General features: G+C 35.2%; 14 protein-coding genes and 2 tRNA genes. 8 read left to right on the top strand and 8 right to left on the bottom strand.

Translation table 11 applies throughout. From position 1 onward, the window contains the following. Positions 1-391: 391 nt before the first annotated feature. Together FYC62_RS17130 and FYC62_RS11275 are read right to left on the bottom strand one after the other, a co-directional pair. Entirely contained in the window at positions 392-559 is a 168-nt protein-coding gene (locus tag FYC62_RS17130; RefSeq protein ID WP_168199429.1) for a hypothetical protein, read from the bottom strand. Between the two features lie 4 nt (positions 560-563). Further along, positions 564-1,091 (bottom strand): hypothetical protein, encoded by a 528-nt coding sequence (locus FYC62_RS11275; protein ID WP_149074985.1) that lies wholly within the window; start codon positions 1,089-1,091, stop codon positions 564-566. A 361-nt stretch (positions 1,092-1,452) separates the two neighbouring features. Between FYC62_RS11275 and FYC62_RS11270 the strand changes: the two genes are divergently transcribed. After that, a complete protein-coding gene (locus FYC62_RS11270) occupies positions 1,453-2,352 on the top strand; it encodes an IS982 family transposase (protein WP_149073919.1) in 900 nt (299 codons plus the stop codon). Between the two features lie 338 nt (positions 2,353-2,690). Next, positions 2,691-4,304, top strand: a complete 1,614-nt coding sequence (locus FYC62_RS11265; protein WP_149074984.1) for a S41 family peptidase — start codon at positions 2,691-2,693, stop codon at positions 4,302-4,304. 6 nt (positions 4,305-4,310) lie between these two features. Here the strand turns inward: FYC62_RS11265 and FYC62_RS11260 are convergent, their stop codons facing one another. Continuing rightward, positions 4,311-4,514 carry a hypothetical protein gene (locus FYC62_RS11260; protein ID WP_149074983.1) on the bottom strand — a complete coding sequence of 68 codons (204 nt, stop codon included), beginning with the start codon at positions 4,512-4,514 and terminating at the stop codon, positions 4,311-4,313. Positions 4,515-4,605: 91 nt separating this feature from the next. Then, entirely contained in the window at positions 4,606-5,907 is a 1,302-nt protein-coding gene (gene der / locus FYC62_RS11255) for a ribosome biogenesis GTPase Der (protein ID WP_039451190.1), read from the bottom strand. A 251-nt stretch (positions 5,908-6,158) separates the two neighbouring features. Here der and FYC62_RS11250 point away from each other — a divergent pair, with 251 nt between their 5' ends. The 3 genes from FYC62_RS11250 to FYC62_RS11240 all read left to right on the top strand — a co-directional run bounded on the left by FYC62_RS11250 (position 6,159) and on the right by FYC62_RS11240 (position 9,642). Continuing rightward, positions 6,159-7,763 carry a S8 family peptidase gene (locus FYC62_RS11250; RefSeq protein WP_149074982.1) on the top strand — a complete coding sequence of 535 codons (1,605 nt, stop codon included), beginning with the start codon at positions 6,159-6,161 and terminating at the stop codon, positions 7,761-7,763. A gap of 209 nt (positions 7,764-7,972) precedes the next feature. Beyond that, positions 7,973-9,127 (top strand): zinc-dependent alcohol dehydrogenase, encoded by a 1,155-nt coding sequence (locus FYC62_RS11245; protein ID WP_149074981.1) that lies wholly within the window; start codon positions 7,973-7,975, stop codon positions 9,125-9,127. A gap of 11 nt (positions 9,128-9,138) precedes the next feature. Next, positions 9,139-9,642 (top strand): hypothetical protein, encoded by a 504-nt coding sequence (locus FYC62_RS11240; RefSeq protein ID WP_149074980.1) that lies wholly within the window; start codon positions 9,139-9,141, stop codon positions 9,640-9,642. Between the two features lie 317 nt (positions 9,643-9,959). Here the strand turns inward: FYC62_RS11240 and FYC62_RS11235 are convergent, their stop codons facing one another. Beyond that, positions 9,960-11,219 carry an S-adenosylmethionine:tRNA ribosyltransferase-isomerase gene (locus FYC62_RS11235; RefSeq protein WP_149074979.1) on the bottom strand — a complete coding sequence of 420 codons (1,260 nt, stop codon included), beginning with the start codon at positions 11,217-11,219 and terminating at the stop codon, positions 9,960-9,962. Between the two features lie 504 nt (positions 11,220-11,723). Then, a complete protein-coding gene (gene era, locus FYC62_RS11230) occupies positions 11,724-12,602 on the bottom strand; it encodes a GTPase Era (RefSeq protein ID WP_149074978.1) in 879 nt (292 codons plus the stop codon). A 143-nt stretch (positions 12,603-12,745) separates the two neighbouring features. Here era and FYC62_RS11225 point away from each other — a divergent pair. Beyond that, positions 12,746-12,818, top strand: a tRNA-Met gene (locus tag FYC62_RS11225). A gap of 51 nt (positions 12,819-12,869) precedes the next feature. Beyond that, positions 12,870-12,941: transfer RNA gene (locus tag FYC62_RS11220), tRNA-Glu, on the top strand. A gap of 64 nt (positions 12,942-13,005) precedes the next feature. Here the strand turns inward: FYC62_RS11220 and FYC62_RS11215 are convergent. Next, on the bottom strand, positions 13,006-13,785 hold the full coding sequence (locus tag FYC62_RS11215; protein ID WP_205943716.1) for an alpha/beta hydrolase family esterase: 780 nt from the start codon (positions 13,783-13,785) through the stop codon (positions 13,006-13,008). A gap of 46 nt (positions 13,786-13,831) precedes the next feature. Then, positions 13,832-16,447: a PAS domain S-box protein gene (locus FYC62_RS11210; RefSeq protein ID WP_149074977.1), complete on the bottom strand. Its 2,616-nt coding sequence runs from the start codon at positions 16,445-16,447 to the stop codon at positions 13,832-13,834. A 302-nt stretch (positions 16,448-16,749) separates the two neighbouring features. Here FYC62_RS11210 and FYC62_RS11205 point away from each other — a divergent pair, with 302 nt between their 5' ends. Next, positions 16,750-17,619: an ROK family protein gene (locus tag FYC62_RS11205; RefSeq protein ID WP_039451162.1), complete on the top strand. Its 870-nt coding sequence runs from the start codon at positions 16,750-16,752 to the stop codon at positions 17,617-17,619. Positions 17,620-18,734 lie beyond the last annotated feature (1,115 nt).

Raw genomic sequence — 18,734 nt, 5'->3', positions numbered from 1 at the left:
GGGGTTCGGTTACACTCAATGGCAGTTTGTCTAAAACCTAAATAGCTTAAATTCAGGCTTATAAGGAGTAAAATAGGTGCGATTACGGCGTATTAAAAAATTAGTAGTTTTAACTTTGCTTTGATGCTATAAGAAAAATAATAGCTGATAAGTGCTTATGTAAGCCCTATCTTAACCTTAACTATTACCTTAAAACGATTAGCAAAAAGAGGTTATGCAATTATGCTCGAGTACTGTCTTAATTTGCTACACAGATAATAAACAGCGGTATTTACCCACTGGCAGGTACGCAACCTATATCAGCTAGCATAAACTAAATTAATTTGCAGAAAGTTACTTTAAGCAGTTCAGCCATCTTTGTATAAACTTGTGGTTATGTGTTTGTACTTTTTTATGAATGTTGCTTTTTACGTTTATTAGCCGTTTTTTTCGATTCTGTTTGCTTTTTATTGGCCTTATAATCTGCTATAAACTGGCTGATTTCTTTTTTTTCTTTTTCAGTTAAAGGTTCACTTTGTATGATAAAGTCAATGCCTTTTGGTTCTCTAATAAATCCCATAATCTTAGGTTTTAAAATATTTTTCAACTAATATTTTTGCAGATTCTGTTGGTAAAATCATTCTGTGCCCGCCAAAATGATAAGCACCTAAAGATTCTTCATAATGGTGTATTAACTTCGTTTTTGCGGTAAAAGCAACAAACCCATCAAAACCATATTGAAAGGAGAGCTTACAAGCAAATGCAACTAAATTTCCAGCTACACCTTCATAGAGTTTATTTCGTCCTATATTGAAAGGCGCATTTTCTAGAAGGTTCATAAAAACATAATCTGTTTCTTTAGTTATGCTCAATAAACCCTGAATAATATCCGAATTATTGATAATCGTTAGTTTGTAAACTTCTTTAGCGTAATCTTTTAGTTCGGCTTTCCAGTTGAAATTCCAACCATTTTTAACTGTAATATGTTTACTGTCTTTCAGCGTGAACCTTGCAACTTCAGTTTGAAAACTGTCGCCAGAAATAGTGTTTTGGATAGAATTGGTCAGCTTGTCAACCACAAAATCCAAATGTATTTCTTGCTTTTTTTTCATTCTGTTAATTTACGAAAATATTTTAAATGAAAGATGTATCCCCGTTCGGTTGGTATCACACATAACGGCAGTTCGTTTAAAAACCTAAAATAGCTTAAAGTCAAGCTTATCAGGAGTGAAATATAAGTGATGATGGCTCATTAATCATTAGGTTTCGCTTTGATGCTACAAGAAAAAATAATAACTGATATATATCCTAGCATCCTTTTACACTACTATATACCAACTCGTAAATCATAACCTGAGTTCGATTAATAATAAAAGGATAAATGATAAATAAATCTTAGGAATAAAGAGGTAATATTCAGTTGTGTTTTATATATTTAAGTATCTGAAATTTAAGTATATAGATAAACAAAACATGAATATTACCATTGATAAAGTTACTGAAATTTTCTATTTAACAGATGAGTTTTGCAATCATTTTACAGCCAATATTAGCTCTTTTAGGATAGGAAACATTCCGAAAAGGAAGCCCCTGATGTCTGATAGCGAAGTCATTACCTTAATGGTTCTTTTTCACTCGGGCAGTTTTAGAAACATGAAGCACTTTTACCAGCAGTATGTTCAGAAACATCTGCTATCAGAATTTCCTCAAACGGTTTCCTATAATCGATTTACAGAGCTGATGCAATCAGCCGTTTTACCCATGACAATCTTTCTTAAAACGATGTGCCTGGGCGAATGCACAGGGATCTCTTTTGTTGATTCTACTCCTATCCGGGTATGTAAGAACAAACGTATCAAACGCAATCGGGTATTCAAGGATATTGCTACCGTAGGTAAATCGACCATGGGGTATTTCTTTGGGTTTAAGCTTCATCTAATTATTAATGACAAGGGTGAAATTCTAAACTTTGTCATTACCCAAGGCAATGTAGATGACAGAGAACCGCTTAAAAATGAACGGTTTATCCAGGCTGTCAAGGGTAAGCTATATGCCGATAAAGGATACTTATCCAAAGAACTGACCCACATGCTGTTTGTGGACGGATTACATCTAATTACCAACATCAGAAACAATATGAAGAATTGTTTAATGGAATTGAAAGATAAAATTATGCTAAGAAAGCGCTCGGTGATTGAAACCATCAATGATGAATTAAAAAATATGTGCCAGATTGAGCATTCAAGACATCGCTCTTTTGGTAATTTTTTGACTAATATTTTATCAGGACTAATCGCTTACAGCTTCTTTCCTAAAAAACCGGCTATCAAATATGAAGTACAAAAAACCTCGCAGGTGAGCCTATTTTTATAATCGAACTCAGGTTCATAGGTAATTTATAGGGTTAATCATATAGTTTGTAACCTGTTATGACCCTGTTAGAACCCTGTTAGTACCTTGTTAGTGTTGACTTAAACATGATTTTGTTACGACCAAAAATTCTGGTACAGTTGATGTCGATTTACCATCAATAAAATAAGATTACAGAAATTAAGAATAAAGGACAGTAATAGGAGCTAAAATGTAATACTTGGACGTTGTTAACTATAGTAAATGTTAAATTCTACAAAAAATATATGCTTTTTTACAGATAAATAGATAAAATTTCTGTTTTCTAATGGTTTAGTCATTACATTTGTGCATATAAGTCCATGAAATCGTTAACGAAAAATTTTTTATTCTTTTTTTTTATTCTGCTGATTTTATTTCTTGGATTTTTTCTAGGTACACAATTCTCTGTTGATAGCAATGGTAATGGTGTAATTGCTTTTGATTTTAGTAAAAGCAATAAGGTAAATCGCATTTTAAACCTCATCAGAAAGAACTATGTAGATTCTGTTAACATAGATTCTATGGAGAATTTAGCCATTCATGAAATTCTTAAAAATTTAGATCCACACTCTTTATACCTGCCACCTGTACAGGCAAAAGCACAAACAGAAAATTTGGAAGGTAATTTTGAAGGAATTGGTATTGAATATTATTTACTGTCTGATACTTTGTTTGTAACGCAAATAAGGCCGCAAGGGCCAGCAGAAAAAGCTGGTTTGCAAAAAGGGGATAAAATTATTGCTGTTAACGGCGAGTATGTAACCGGAAAGGGTTTATTGGCAGAAAACGTTATCAGTAAACTGAGGGGAAAAAAGGGTAGCAGGGTTAAGGTAACGGTTATTAGAAACGGTAAGGGCAATATCCAAGAGTTAGAAATTGTAAGAGACCGCATTATTGTAAGTAGTATTGATGTTGCTTATTTGATGAATAACCAAACGGGTTTTATCAAAATCAGTAAGTTTGGTGCAAACACCGATGAAGATTTTATTGACGAGTTGGAAAAGCTTAGCCAAAAGGGTATGAAAAACCTGATTTTGGATTTAAGAGGTAATGGTGGAGGTTATTTAACATCGGCTACAGCCTTAGCAGACCAGTTCCTGCCCGACGGAAAATTAATTGTTTATACCAAAGGCTTACATGAGCCCCGTACAGATTATATTGCCACTACAGAAGGTTTATTTGAAAAAGGCCAATTGGTAGTTTTGATAGATGAGGGAACGGCATCTGCCAGTGAAGTTGTGGCTGGTGCTATACAAGATTTAGACAGAGGTTATATTATAGGAAGACGGTCTTTTGGTAAAGGTTTGGTGCAAGAGCAGTTTTCTTTTGAAGATGGCTCTGCCATGAATTTAACCGTAGCCCGTTACTTTACACCATCAGGAAGATCTATCCAAAAATCTTATGATAAAGGTGTGGCAGATTATAAAGAGGAGCTTAAAAAACGTTTTGAACGTGGCGAGTATGTTTCTATTGATAGCGCCTTAAAAGATTCGGCTTTTGTGAAATCTAATAAACCTTATAAAACAGAAAAAGGTAGATTGGTATATGGCGGTGGCGGTATCATGCCAGATTATTTTGTGCCTCTAGATACTTCTTATTATACCGAGCTTTATAAGCAGGTTTCTGAAGCCTCTATACTTCAAGAATTTGTGTACAGAAATCTTATCCATAACGAGATTCTGCCCTATAAAAACGCTTACGAGTTTAGCCAAAATTATAAGCTTAGCGATGCTAGCATTAAAAGTTTAATGAGGTTTATTAAGCATAGAAATATTAAAGCCAAGCAAGAAGAAATAGCCAAAGCTATCCCCAAATTTAAGAAAGATATCAAAGCTATATTAGCTCGTTATTATTTTCAGGAGGAAGGTTTTTACCAAGTTGTCAATAATCAAGAACCTTATGTAAGTAAGGCTTTAGAACTACTGAATAAGTAAACCTAATTATTTCGCTATGCTATCTGCTGTAGCAATAGAATCTGTAGCTACGTTGTCTTGTGCTAAAGAATCTTTTAAGGCGTCTTGCAATAAAGAATCGGCTTTAGCCTGATTTAAAGAGTCTAATTGCTGGTCTGTTTTAACTTCTTGGTTACAAGCAGCACCTGCAAAACCAATAACCAAAGTAATTACCCAAAATAGCTTTTTCATCTGTTTTATATTTTTAAAACCTAAGCGGTAGTATACCATTTGTGTTTAGCATCATGAAAGTATGATGCTAAACACCTAGGCTTTATGTTTATTATTTTTGTCTAAAGAATATCTGAATAGGAACGCCAGAAAAATCAAAATGTTCTCTCAATTTATTCTCCAAAAATCTTTTGTAAGGTTCTTTTATGTATTGCGGTAAGTTACAGAAGAAGGCAAACATAGGCGATGAAGCGTTTATTTGCGTAATGTATTTAATCTTAATGTGTTTACCTTTTATAGCTGGTGGAGGTGTTTTTTCTATAATAGGCAATAAAATATCATTCAGTTTAGAAGTAGGTATTTTCTTGGTTTTATTTTCGAAAACTTTAACTGCTGCTTCTACTGTTTTAAATATTCTTTGTTTTTCTGTTACCGAGGTGAAGATGATAGGAATATCTGTAAACGGAGCTATTTTCTCATGAATTTTAGCTTCAAAAGCTTTCGCTGTTTTATGGTCTTTCTCTATTACATCCCATTTATTAATGACCAATACCAAACCTTTTTTGTTTTTCTCGGCCAAATGGAAAATATTAATATCTTGAGATTCTATACCTTCAGCAGCATCAATCATTAAAATAACCACATCTGCTTCTTCTAAAGCTTTAATGGTTCTCATTACCGAGTAAAACTCGATATTCTCTCTAACCTTGGTTTTTTTACGCAATCCGGCGGTGTCTATCAACATAAACTCATGCCCAAATTGGTTGTAATGGATATGTATAGAGTCTCTGGTTGTGCCAGCTATATCAGTAACAATGTTTCTATCTTTACCTATTAGGGCATTAATCATAGATGATTTACCCACATTTGGTCTACCTACAATAGCAAATTTTGGCAAGCTATCAGTTTCTTCAACATCGTCTTCTAGGTGTTTGGCAACCTCGTCTAATAAATCTCCGGTACCAGAACCAGACATAGAAGAAACACAATGAATTTCGCCTAAACCAAAGCTATAAAACTCGGTAGCGTCTGATTGTAGTTGGTAATTATCAACCTTATTTACAGCAACCAAAACAGGTTTCTTGCTTTTACGTAAAACGCTGGCAATTTCATCGTCTAAATCTGTAATGCCCGTGGTAACATCAACCATAAAAATGATAACGGTTGCTTCCTCAATTGCAATTAAAACTTGCTCACGTATGGCAGCTTCAAATACATCTTCAGAGTTTGCTACATAACCTCCGGTATCTATAACAGTAAAGTTTTTGTTGGTCCACTCGGCAAGGCCGTAATGGCGGTCTCTGGTTACACCGCTCATATCATCAACTATGGCTTTGCGGGTTTCTGTTAGCCTATTGTATAAAGTTGATTTTCCCACGTTCGGTCTCCCGACGATCGCTACTATATTACTCATATCTGATTGTTTTTCCCAGCCTTATCTTGCCGGCATAATTTTTTGTAGGTGCAAAGGTAGCTAAAAAATCCCGAACACCGCTGTGGCCCCTCCTCTATGAGCTTGGTTTTGAGCCTCATTTTATACATCATCAGCTTATCATAGTAACAATTTTGCTGTATGGTGTAATTTTAAGCGAGATTAACAGTTTAAATAAAAATTTAAAAACATATTCATTATTTTTCCAGAACCTAATCATTAATAGATAATATATGAGAATTATAAAAAGGCAGGTGATGAAGACTATTGGATTACTGGCGCTGTTAGTAATACCGGCCTTTCTTCAAGCACAAAAGACAGAAAAAACAGATTGGTACAACAAAGATTTACAAAAAGACGGCTCTTTTGGGATAAGTGCAGACAAAGCTTATCAAGAAATTTTAAAAGGTAAAAAATCTACCCCGGTAATTGTAGCCGTTTTAGATGGCGGTGTTGATACTACCCACGAAGATTTAAAATCCGTTTTATGGCAAAACAAGCTAGAAGTAGCAGGTAATGGTATAGATGATGATAAAAATGGCTATGCCGATGATTTGCGAGGATGGAATTTTATGGGCTCTGCTAAAGGAAATGTGGAGTTTGATAATATAGAATTGGTAAGGGTTTTATTAAGAGATATGGAGAAATTTGATGGAAAAGACTCCAACTCGGTACGAAAAGCAGATTTACCTGCTTTAAGAGCTTATCAAAAGAACCTTAAAATTTACGACCAAAAGAAGCGTAAAGCAGAGCAAGAGTATTTCATGCTGTACTCGGTTAAAAAAACAGTTGATTCTTTAATTGCATCAACAGGAAAAGAGAAACCAAACTTAGATGAGTTTAAAGCTTCTAGCCCTGCTTCTAAACAACAAGAGCAAATCAAGAAACTTATTTTGGTGAACATGAAGGCTAATAAGAGCGATGATTTTCAGGATTTTTATGAGCAAGAGCTTGCCAGAGGCGTAAAATATTATTACGAGCAATTGTATTATCACTTAAATATGGCTTATAATTCTAGATCTATGGTAGGCGATAATTACCAAAACAGCTACGAAAAAAGCTATGGTAATTTAGATGTAATGGGCCCCGATGCCGAGCATGGAAGCCACGTAGCCGGTATTATTGCTGCCGATAGAACTAACGATAAAGGTATTAGAGGCGTTGCAGATAACGTAAGCATTTTAGCTGTGAGAACTGTGCCTAACGGCGATGAGCGTGATAAAGATGTGGCCAATAGCATTATTTACGCCGTGGATAACGGTGCTAAAGTTATTAACATGAGTTTTGGTAAAAGCCATAGCTGGGATAAAGAAGCGGTAGACAAGGCTGTACAATATGCCATGAAGAAAGATGTTTTACTAGTACATGCTGCCGGTAATGATAATAAAAACCTAGACCTAGAGCGTGTTTACCCTAACAGATATTTCAACAATGGCAAAACCGCCCAAGCGTGGATAGAAGTTGGGGCTTCAGACGCTAAAAACGATAAAACCTTAAAAGCTAATTTTTCTAACTATGGTAAAACTACCGTTGATGTTTTTGCCCCTGGTGTTGATATCAATTCTACCATACCGGGTTCTTTATACAAAGCTAATAGCGGTACCAGTATGGCAGCCCCAGTGGTAAGTGGTTTAGCGGCTTTAATAAGATCTTATTATCCTAGTTTAAGTGCGGTACAGGTGAAAGATATCATCATGAAATCTGTTGTGAAAGTTAACCAAGATGTAGAATTTATAGGTGATGGTAAAAAAGTAAAAGTTCCTTTTACTGATTTAAGTATTGCTGGTGGTATTGTTAACGCCTATGAAGCTTTAAAATTGGCCGAAACTTATAAATAAGAATTAAAAATTTTCAAGTTATTATAAACCCAAGAATAGAGAGGATTTAACATTATCCTTTTGATTCTTGGTTTTTTTATTTTTATCGATAAGATAAGCCTCTCTTTAAAATTTTATGTTGGTCATTATTAAAAATCTATGAATTAGCTCTTTACCATATTTTTCTCCTTTGGTATGATATATGGGTGTGAAAGAAAAACATCTATACTATGATAGCAATGAATTATCGTGGTCCGCGTCGCGTACGGATAGACCACAAACCTTATCCTAAAATCTTGCATCCCAATGATGCTATTGTAAAAGTCACCAGATCTTGTATTTGTGGCTCAGATTTACATCTTTACCACGGTATGGTGCCCGATACTCGGGTGGGCTCAACCTTCGGACATGAATTTATAGGTATTGTTGAGGAGATAGGCTCATCGGTAGAAAAATTAAAAGTTGGCGACCATGTGCTTGTTCCCTTTAATATTGCCTGTGGAAAATGTGCTTTTTGTAAACAAGAGCTATACGGTAATTGCCACGAGTCTAATTCACAAGCTACTGCCGTAGGTGGTATTTTTGGTTATTCGCACACAGCAGGCGGTTATCAGGGCGGTCAGGCAGAGTATGTTCGAGTCCCTTATGCTGATGTTGGGCCAACTATTATTCCACCTGATATGGACCCTGATGATGCCGTATTGTTAACCGATGTATTGCCTACTGGATATCAAGCTGCGGAAATGGGGGGTATACAAAAAGGAGATACAGTGGTGGTTTTTGGTGCCGGTCCGGTTGGTATCATGGCAGCAAAATGTGCTTGGCTTTTTGGTGCAGCTAGGGTAATTGTGATAGACCATATAGATTACCGTTTAGAATTTGTAAAGAATTACGCCAATTGTGAAGCTTATAATTTCAAAAGCATGGATGATCCTGTAGTTTTTCTTAAAAAGGCAACAGATTGGCTAGGTGCCGATGTTTGTATCGATGCCGTAGGGGCAGATGCTGCGGGTAGTGCCCTACAAACCATTACAGGTAAAAAATTATTGTTGCAAGCGGGGGCTGCTACGGCACTTCATTGGGCAATCAATTCGGTTAAAAAGGGTGGTATAGTTTCTATTGTTGGCGTTTATGGGCCCACTGGTAATCTTATTCCTATTGGAAATGTAGTAAATAAAGGTATCACCATCAGGGCAAACCAAGCATCAGTAAAAAGATTACTGCCTAAAATGATAGAGCATGTGCAAGCAGGAAGAATAAATCCTAAAGCCATCATCACTCATCGGGTGCCTTTAGAAGAAGTTGCCGAGGCTTATCATATCTTCTCCTCAAAATTAGATAACTGTATTAAAACTGTTCTTATACCACCATCAGTAAGAACATAAAGCTATTTGCCATGAAAAATAAAAATATAAATCCAACAGAAATTGAAGGGTGGGGTGTTGATGCAGATACGCAAAACGACCCTACCTATCCTATAAGAAATAGAAGCCAAGAAGAGCATAAAGGTTATGATTGGGAAAGACCAGCACAGCAAGCTAAAACGGTAGAGGTTTTACAGTCTATGGAAAGGCCACATGTAACAGCCGTATTTGGAGCCTCTATACCGCCTTCCGGATTAAGCGGAATGATACGTAGACAAGCGTTTAAGTATAGCGAGTCTAGCTTTGCACACTGGTTGCCGCTTATTCTTGCCGATAGGGTTAATGTGGTAGAAGGTATTTTGGATGATCTTAAACATGGTCATTTTCCTAATCTCTTTGCCGAAAAAGGCTTAGGTGCCGAGTGGAAATATAATCGTAAAGCATTTACGAAAAAGTTAGTTGTTAAAGCATTGGTAGTAACAACAGCTATTGCGCTCATATGCCTTGCTAAACGGAAAAATAATAGGTTTAAATAATTGTAAAGCCTTTTTAATGATGTACAAGATTACAGTAAACGCTTTTGTTTTTGCTTTAGGGTTTGCTGTGATTTTTGTTTATTAAATATATTGAGCAATTTTGATTGTGCACAAACCATCGGAGAACTGATAACTGGCAACCAACAACCGCTAACTGATTGATAAAAAGATTGCTTCTTCGTTCCTCATCGCAATGACAAAAAATCAATCAATAAAACTCACCACCCAGAACTGGAAACTGGCAACCGATAACTGATTCAACTGAATAAAAAGTTTGCTTCCTTTCTGTCCGAAGCGGAATTTTAATATTGAATTGATTAGTTTTTATTTCGTTTATTGTCAAAAAGTAAACTTCCGTCTCCGTAGCTCAAAAACCTAAAGTCATTCTTTAACGCATAATCATAAATAACTTTCCAATCATCACCCACCACTGCCGCAACAAGTAAAAGTAGCGTAGAACTTGGCTGATGAAAATTAGTAATAAGAGCGTTTGCAATTTTCAATTGATAAGACGGAACAATAAGTAGCTGTGTTTTGCAAATTATTTTTTCTATTTTATTTCTTTTCAACCAAGCTAGCAAGCAATTTAGCGCATCAGATGCAGTGAGACTTTGTTGAAGTTCGTATGCATCCCATTGTTTAACTTCTAATTCATCAATAGAAGCACTCATATTTTGATTTGCCTTAACACCCATCCAATATAGTGATTCGATAGTTCTTAACGAGGTTGTACCTATAGCAATAACATTTTTGTTTGTTTGCTCATCAGAAATTTGCGCTACTATATTCAAGATAGTTTCCTGCGCCACTTCTATCCATTCAGAGTGCATTTGATGCCCTTCAAGCGTTTCACTTTTAACGGGTATAAAAGTACCTGCGCCAACATGAAGCGTTACATAATCTACAATTGCATTTTTAGATTTTATTTTTTCAAAAATTTGATTTGTAAAGTGAAGTCCTGCTGTTGGCGCTGCAACAGAACCCTGTTGTTCTGCATAAACGGTTTGGTATCTACTTACATCTATTTCTTCACTCTCTCTCTTTAAATATGGCGGAATTGGCATTGCACCAAAATGTTCTAATATTTCAGCGAATGAAAAACTAGTTGGTTGCCAACTGAACCTAATTGTAAAAACATTCCCGTCTCTTTCTAATATTTCAGCATCTAAAGAAATGTCTTTGGTGTTAATGCTTATTACTTTTTCTTTCCATCTATCAAGTCGGCCAATTAAACATTTCCATTCAACACAGGTCTTTTTCATCATAGCCATTGATGGTTCATGATTTTTTTCGCTTGGTTCTAAGCAGAAAACTTCAATTTTACCACCTGTGGAATTGTTAAAATAAAGACGTGATTGTACAACCTTGGTGTTATTGAAAATAAATATTGATTTTTCGAAAATATATTTGTCAAGGTTTCTGTAAATATCTTCAGAAATTTCCCCATTATGATAAACTAATAATTTACTTAAATCTCTTTCAGCTAATGGGTATTTTGCTATTCGGTTTTCAGGTAAATCGTAAGTGAAATTTTTTATTTCAAATTGCTGTGCTTCTAATTTATTATTCAATTCCATCTATTAATAATTTGTATGCGAATATAAGTTAGATTAATGTTAGTGATTACTAAAATTGGGAGGCTTAATCAATCTTTTAAAAATTAAAAATTAAAAAGTGAAAATTAAAAATTAAAAATTCAAAAACAGGAAACTAAGCATCTAGAACTGGGAACTGAAAACGCACAACTGGTAACTGATTCAAAATCACTCAATAAAACTCACCACCCAGAACTGGAAACTGGTAACCAACAACCGGTAACTGAATGAAAAATTCAAAAGGAAAAGTTAAAAAAGAAAAACAGAAAACTCACCACCCAGAACTGATAACTGGTAACCACCAACTGATAACTGAATTAAAAATTCAAAAGTGAAAAATCAAAATTCAAAAACAGGAAACTAAGCATCTAGAACTGGGAACTGAAAACGCACAACTGGTAACTGATTCAAAATCAATTAATAAAACTCACCACCCAGAACTGACAACTGGTAACTAAGAACTGATAACTGATCCAAGATAGAAATCTACTCTGCGTAGCCGAAGCTTTTAAGGTAGTTTTCGCGGTTACGCCAATCGGGTATTACTTTAACAAACATTTCTAGGAAAACTTTCTTTTGTAAAAATTCTTCCATGTCTTGTCTGGCATAAGTACCTACTCTTTTTAGCATAGAGCCTCCAGGGCCAATGATGATATTTTTTTGCGAGTCTCTTTCTACCACAATTTCTGCACTAATACGGATAATGTCTTTAGCCTCTTTAAAAGCGGTTACAATAACTTCTGTACTGTAAGGGATTTCTTTTTTGTAGAGTTTAAATATTTTTTCACGAATCATTTCTGATACAAAGAATCGTTCAGAACGAGTAGTTAGCTCATCTTTTTCGTAATAGGGTGGGTGTACAGGTAGTTTTTCTACAATGTACTGCATCACCTTATCTACATTGTATTGGTGTAGGGCAGAAATGCCTATGATAGCATCGGGGTTTAGTTTTTCTTTCCAGTAGTTGATTTTTTCTTCTACCTGGTCTTGGTTAGATTCATCTATCTTATTAATCAAAATCATGAGATGAGCTTTAGACTTTTTAATCTTGTCTAAAACGTCTTGCTCGTCATGCTTTTCATTAATATCGGTAACAAATACTAAAATATCAGAATCTTCTAAGCTATCATCAACTGCATGCATCATGTTTTCTTGCAGTTTATAATTTGGTTTGATGATGCCTGGGGTATCAGAAAAAACAATCTGATAGTCTTCTTCATTTACAATACCAATAATACGGTGTCTGGTGGTTTGAGCTTTAGGCGTAATGATAGCCATTTTCTCTCCAACAAGTGCGTTCATTAAGGTAGATTTACCCGCATTTGGTTTCCCAATAATGCTTACAAAGCCTGCTTTATGCGACATTTAATTTTTTTTAAATTTTATTTGGAGTACAAAGAAACGAATTATATCTTTGCAGTCCAATTCGGAACAGGATTTAAATTCTAAACCGAAAAAAAACACAGCGATTGTGTTCTAAAATTGAAGATTTAACCATAAAAATATAGTGCGGGGTGGAGCAGTTGGTAGCTCGTCGGGCTCATAACCCGAAGGTCATCAGTTCGAGTCTGGTCCCCGCTACCTAAGAAAGCTAAAGAATTGTTTGAAAATAATTTAGGCAAGCTTTCAAATGGCCCGTTCGTCTAGGGGTTAGGACGTTAGATTTTCATTCTAGAAACAGGGGTTCGATTCCCCTACGGGCTACAAAAATAAAACCCTCTGTAAATTTTACAGAGGGTTTTGTCTTTTATAAGCTTTTTGTGCTTTTTCAGAACGATTTAAAAAAGTCTATCAAAACCTCATTAGCCTCCTGAGGATATTCATGCCCACCAGGGTAGCTGTAAATGATACTATTATTTCCACTTGATGATGGATAGAGCCTTGCAAATTCATTGATTTTTTTACCTACCGCCTCACATTTATTTTTCTTTAATAAAGCCTGATAGGTGATTTTTTGCCAAGCTGGTTTTACTAAGGGGTCTTTTTCTCCAACTAAATGAAAAAAAGGTTTTGGCTTCATTAAATGCAGTGTTTTAAATGCGGCAGCACCTGTTGGGGCAAAGGCTTTAAAAATATCGCCTCTGGTAGCCCAAAGTAAATAGGTGAAAGAACCTCCGTTAGAATGCCCGGTAGCAAAAATTCTATCCGTATCTACTTGATATTCTTTTTTGATATAGGCTAATAGGGTATCAAAGAAAATCAAATCTCTGTTTTGTTCTTGAGGGTCTACAAGCCAACCATTTTTCTTACCTTCTTTATCTGTAATTTGTCCAGGAGTAGGCAAGCCTTGTGGGTAAATATAAATAGCATCAGCCCATAACTGTTCAAATTTGCGACCTTGGTAAGCGTGGTTCATAGTGCCACCATGCCCATGAAATGCAAATACCACGGGCGTAACTTTATTTTTTGCAGAAGCGGGTATGTAAGCTAAAGCTTTACGTTGCTGTTGAGCTACCGTAAATTCCAAAGTTTGAAGTTGGACCTGTGCAGAAGTATCATGCATTAAGCAAAGCCCTATGATTAATAAAAGTAACTTTTTAAGCATCATCTATTTTTTATGTTTGGATAGATAAAAAGCTTTAAAGTTTAAGTATTTATTTTTGTGCATTTAGTAAATAAACTTTAAACGTAGTTCCTTTATTTACTTCGCTTTGCACCTCTATTTTACCGCCAATGGTTTCCACCTGATTTTTTGTGATAAATAATCCAATACCTCTGGCATCGGTATTGCCATGGAAAGTTTGGTACATCCCAAATAATTTAGAGCCTTGTGTTTTTAAATCTATACCCATTCCGTTATCCGTAATGGTTAAAACTAAGTATTGCTCTTTTTGATAGGTTTTAAGCTCAACAAAGCTTTCTCTTTCTGACGCAGCATATTTGATTGCATTAGTTAAGAAATTAAGTAAGATACTATCTATGTATGCGGAGATGCCCTTTACTTCATCTTTAGGATTGATGTTATTGATGATTTTAACTTGAGCATCGTTAGCTAAAAGATTTAAGTTATTAATAGCAGCTTCTGCAAAATGATATAAATTGATTTCAACTAAATTAGATGATGTCTCTAAATTCATTTGTACAACCTCATTTAAATGGGATATGGTGCCCTTTAAATTATCTGAAGCAGTTTTTACCAATTGTAAAATGTTGTTTTCCTCCAGTTCTGGATGCTCTTTAAATAAAAGATAAATGAGCATTTCTATGTTACTAGAGTGCGATCTTAAATTATGAGACACAATATGAGCAAAGTTTTTAAGCCTTTTATTTTGGTCTTTTGTAACGTCTAATAAAGCCTGAATTTCTTTTTCTGCATTTTTTAGCGCCGTAATATCAATAATTTGAGTGATGAAATATAAGATTTCATCATGGCTATCTTTTACTACAGAGGCGGTCAAGATAATGTTAACAATACTTCCATTTTTATGGATGTACCTTTTACCAAGTTGGTAATGGTTAATTTTTCCATGGAGTAAATCTAGATATAAGCTAACATCTATATCTAAATCATCTGGATGCGTGATGTCTCTAAAGGTTAAATGCTGAAGTTCTTCCTCATCATAACCAAGCATATCATGTAAAGTCTTATTAATTTTTAGCCATTTACCATCTCTGTCTAGTAAAGCCATCCCAATAGCCGCATTTTCAAAATTCCCTCTGAAAGCTTGTTCACTTATGCCCAGCTGCTCTTGTGCTTTTTTACGTTCGGTAATATCATCTGTATACATCACAACACCACCAATGGTATTTTTATCTATATACCACGGCCTTACGCCCCATTTTATCCATTGTAGGGTGCCGTCTTGTCTAATAAATTTATCCTCATCACATTTCTGGCTTTTACCCTTTAAACAATCTTGGTGTATTCTTTTCCAATCCTCACCTATTTCAGGGAAAATTTCATAATGAGATTTTCCTATGATATCTAAACCGTTAAGCTTATAATCATCTATCCATTTATTAGAAGCTGCTAAATAATGGATATGGGTATCAAACATGGCTATAGCGCTTGGTGCTTGTTCAATAAATTGTTGGCTACGTTCAAAAGCTGTTTTTTGCTCGGTAATATCAGTATGTGTACCAAACATCATGAGAGGTTTACCATCTGCTGTCCATGAGGTTATTTTTCCGCGGTCTAATACCCAAACCCAATGTCCGTCTTTATGACGCATTCTACATTCGCAATGGTAATATTCAGATTTCTTCTCGCAACATTCGTTTATTTTTTCATTAGAGTTTTTAATGTCATCTGGATGCGTGAGGTTAACCCATGTCTCTATGCTTATAGGTTGTAATTCTTCAAGGGTATAACCTATAATATTTGCCCAGCGTTCATTAAAAATGGTTTCTCCTGTTTGTATATTCCATTCCCATGTACCTGCATGAGTACCTATGAGTATATTAGCCAGTTTTTCTCTCTCTGCAATTAAGGCTAGTTCTAGTGTTTTGCGTTCTTGAATGTCTTGAAAAGTACCGTATAATCTGGTGCAAACACCGTCTTTAAATTCTGATAAGCCTATGGCTCTTACCCATTTTAAATTTCCCTTTTCGGTGATAATCTGTAGCTCTAAATCATAAGGAGTGCCATGTTTTAAGGCTGCTGTAAACGCTTTTTCAATAAGGACTTTGTCGCCTTCTTTATAATAGTTTAGGGCCGAGTGTATATCAGGCTTATAATCTTCTGGTACTTCATGAATAAGTTTGGTAACATGACTCCAATGCGGCTGCATGGTATTCAAGTTAACCTCCCAAAAGCCTACAGAAGCTGCCATATTACAACGCTCTAAAAGGTCTTCTTTAACTTTTAATTCTGTAATATCTGTATGGGCACCAAGTATTCTTTTTGCCTTACCATTCTTATCTCTTATAGATAGCCCTCTACATTTAACCCAAACTATAGAACCATTTTTATGAAAATATCTAACAACTATATCGAAAGTAGTTTCCGGATTCTCACAATGGCGTTGAATACTTTCTACGGCAAGTTTTAAATCATCTGGGTGTATAATGTTTTGCCAAGATGATGGCGAATGAGGCATTTCTTCTGCTTTATAGCCAAGTGTAGCCCAAAATTTAGGGTTCATCCATTCGTGGTCTGGGTTTTCTAAATCCCAATACCACAAGCCATCAAGGGCTGCATCTTGAAGAAAATCAAATATAGACGAGTCTTCTTTTATCAATTGATATAGTTCGTCTTTTAAGTAGCTCATATATAAAAGCCTAAAATGAGTAGTTTAGTGTGCGTTTACGAGGGGAAATATACAATTTAAGCGCCTATAATTCTTCATCTGATTTAATTTTAGAATAAGTCTTAGTTTTTTGAAGGCTTTCTTTAAATTATAAATAAATATTAAAATATTGTTAACCTTTGATAATTTAAAATTTAGTATAAGAATAATAACTTTACAAAAAGTTATTACCCAAATAACCTTCATTTCCTTTTGATATTAAAAACTTAAATACCTAAGAATTTTAATATTTTTGATACTCTTTAAAAGCTAAACTAATTATTTTGGAAAAGCACATTACGTTAGGTGTAGATATTGGTAGGTCTCATATTACCGCTGCACTGGTTGATTTAAGATCTGGTCATATCTTAGATGATAGTTATAGAAGAGAAAGAATAAACGCTAAGGATTCTGCAGAAAATATCATTAAAAATTGGGGCATCGTTATAAAAGATATTATCAATTCTAGCTATCGGCCGGTTAGCGGTATTGGTATGGCATTCCCCGGCCCCTTTAACTACGAAGATGGTATTTCTTTATTAAAGGATAATGGCAAATACGAAGCTTTGTATGGTTTAAATATCAAGAGCCTATTGGCCGAAGAGTTAGGTTACCCTAAAGCTTCTATTAAAATGATGAATGATGCTGCTTGTTTTTTAACTGGCGAATTATTTAAAAGGGATTTAGAAGGTTGCAACAATACCATTGGCATTACCATTGGCACAGGTTTAGGAACTGCGCATTATAAAGATGGTGTAACGGAAGACTGTAAACTTTGGAAAACACCTTTCCTAAAAGGTAAGGCGGAGGATTATTTATCTACCCGTTGGTTTGTTAAAAGATATAAAGAGCTAACGGGTAATTCTGTTAAAGATATTAGAGCTTTATTAGCTACTGATACGCAAGACCCCGCTTTTGAGGCTATTTTTGAAGAGTTTTCTGTTAATTTGGCCGATTTTCTTTATACTTTCGTGAGGAAAAAAGATGCTTTAAGTATTGTTATAGGCGGCTTAATTATCCCTGCTCAGAAATATTTTTGGAGAAAAACAGCACAGTACCTCTACGAAAAAATGTTTTACAGCATTCCTATTCATATTGCTGTACATGGTGAAAGAGCACCTTTAATAGGGGCTGCTTCTATTGGGCATCATTAAAAAATTAGAAAAAATGGTTGTTTCAACAACACTTTTGGCTCAGGCGTGAGTGTATGTATTATCTTCTTGTATTTCAAAATCAGGCATTCGCACAAGGCTTTCCGGCCTCATAGGCGGCCAACCCTATTCACTTTTTTCTTGAAAAAAAGTGCCCAAAAAACGAGGAACGAGTTCATGAATACCTAAGAAAAACCATAAACAAAAAATGAATAATTCAAGGCTCATGAATATTTGTTGTTTCGTCTAAATAAATCTTTATCCACAATCCTGAGTGGTGTGATTGTTTTTGCTTTGTGAAAGTATTTACAACACCCGTCGGATTGTTTTCTGACACTGTTTAATGAAAGTTTATACTACAGATTTATTTGACTTCACTTCTAAATCTTCATAGGCCATCCTTCGTTCTTCGGAAAGATGAGTCTAATGTTTAAAGGCAGTTCCTTAATAATCGCCTTACAGGTTCTTTTTACTTTATACTCTGTACTTTCTACTTCTAGATAGGAACAACCATTCATAAAAAACAGTCTAAACCGAAGCGCATGGGCAATCCCCCAGAGCCGGAAAGGCGAAAAAACAGAAGCAGAAATTAAAAATCTTGCACCAACAAGCCTATAGCGAATGCGGTTTTGCGTTCGAGTTTGTAAAAACTTTCATAAAGCATAAACGAGCAAAAATAAGCGCTAATTGTTTTTGAGTGTGGGTAAGGTATGTGCGGCAAAGGCTCCAGCGGGGATTGTTCAGGACTTTATTCATTATTTTTTATTGATTATAAAAGGTATTCATGAATTCGCTAAAGCTTCATTTTGGTTCCTTTTGGTCCCTCAAAAGGAACGAGCCTCGCCGGCGATAGAGGCGGAGAATCATTAAAAATATTGAATTAATTGGCAATTACGCTCAAGGCTTTCCGGCCTCATAGGCGGCCAACCCTATTCACTTTTTTCTTGATAAAAAAGTGAACAAAAAATCAAGGCTCATGAATATTTGTTGTTTCGTCTAAATAAATCTTCATCTACAATCCTGAGTGGTGTGATTGTTTTTGCTTTGTGAAAGTATTTACAACACCCGTCGGATTGTTTTCCGACACTGTTTAATGAAAGTTTATACTACAGATTTAT

The sequence above is a fragment of the Pedobacter aquae genome (assembly GCF_008195825.1).
GTDB classification, from domain to species: Bacteria; Bacteroidota; Bacteroidia; order Sphingobacteriales; family Sphingobacteriaceae; genus Pseudopedobacter; species Pseudopedobacter aquae.
The sequence above is the reverse complement of the archived record's forward strand: the minus strand, read 5'-3'. Positions and strand labels throughout refer to the sequence as shown.

Excerpts from the sequence above, each read along its gene's own strand:
- era (WP_149074978.1), bottom strand. The coding sequence starts at position 12,602 with ATGTCGCATAAAGCAGGCTTTGTAAGCATTATTGGGAAACCAAATGCG.
- FYC62_RS11260 (WP_149074983.1), bottom strand. The coding sequence starts at position 4,514 with ATGAAAAAGCTATTTTGGGTAATTACTTTGGTTATTGGTTTTGCAGGT.
- FYC62_RS11210 (WP_149074977.1), bottom strand. The coding sequence starts at position 16,447 with ATGAGCTACTTAAAAGACGAACTATATCAATTGATAAAAGAAGACTCG.
- FYC62_RS11250 (WP_149074982.1), top strand. The coding sequence starts at position 6,159 with ATGAGAATTATAAAAAGGCAGGTGATGAAGACTATTGGATTACTGGCG.
- FYC62_RS11245 (WP_149074981.1), top strand. The coding sequence starts at position 7,973 with ATGATAGCAATGAATTATCGTGGTCCGCGTCGCGTACGGATAGACCAC.
- der (WP_039451190.1), bottom strand. The coding sequence starts at position 5,907 with ATGAGTAATATAGTAGCGATCGTCGGGAGACCGAACGTGGGAAAATCA.
- FYC62_RS17130 (WP_168199429.1), bottom strand. The coding sequence starts at position 559 with ATGGGATTTATTAGAGAACCAAAAGGCATTGACTTTATCATACAAAGT.
- FYC62_RS11235 (WP_149074979.1), bottom strand. The coding sequence starts at position 11,219 with ATGGAATTGAATAATAAATTAGAAGCACAGCAATTTGAAATAAAAAAT.
- FYC62_RS11275 (WP_149074985.1), bottom strand. The coding sequence starts at position 1,091 with ATGAAAAAAAAGCAAGAAATACATTTGGATTTTGTGGTTGACAAGCTG.
- FYC62_RS11240 (WP_149074980.1), top strand. The coding sequence starts at position 9,139 with ATGAAAAATAAAAATATAAATCCAACAGAAATTGAAGGGTGGGGTGTT.
- FYC62_RS11215 (WP_205943716.1), bottom strand. The coding sequence starts at position 13,785 with ATGATGCTTAAAAAGTTACTTTTATTAATCATAGGGCTTTGCTTAATG.
- FYC62_RS11265 (WP_149074984.1), top strand. The coding sequence starts at position 2,691 with ATGAAATCGTTAACGAAAAATTTTTTATTCTTTTTTTTTATTCTGCTG.
- FYC62_RS11270 (WP_149073919.1), top strand. The coding sequence starts at position 1,453 with ATGAATATTACCATTGATAAAGTTACTGAAATTTTCTATTTAACAGAT.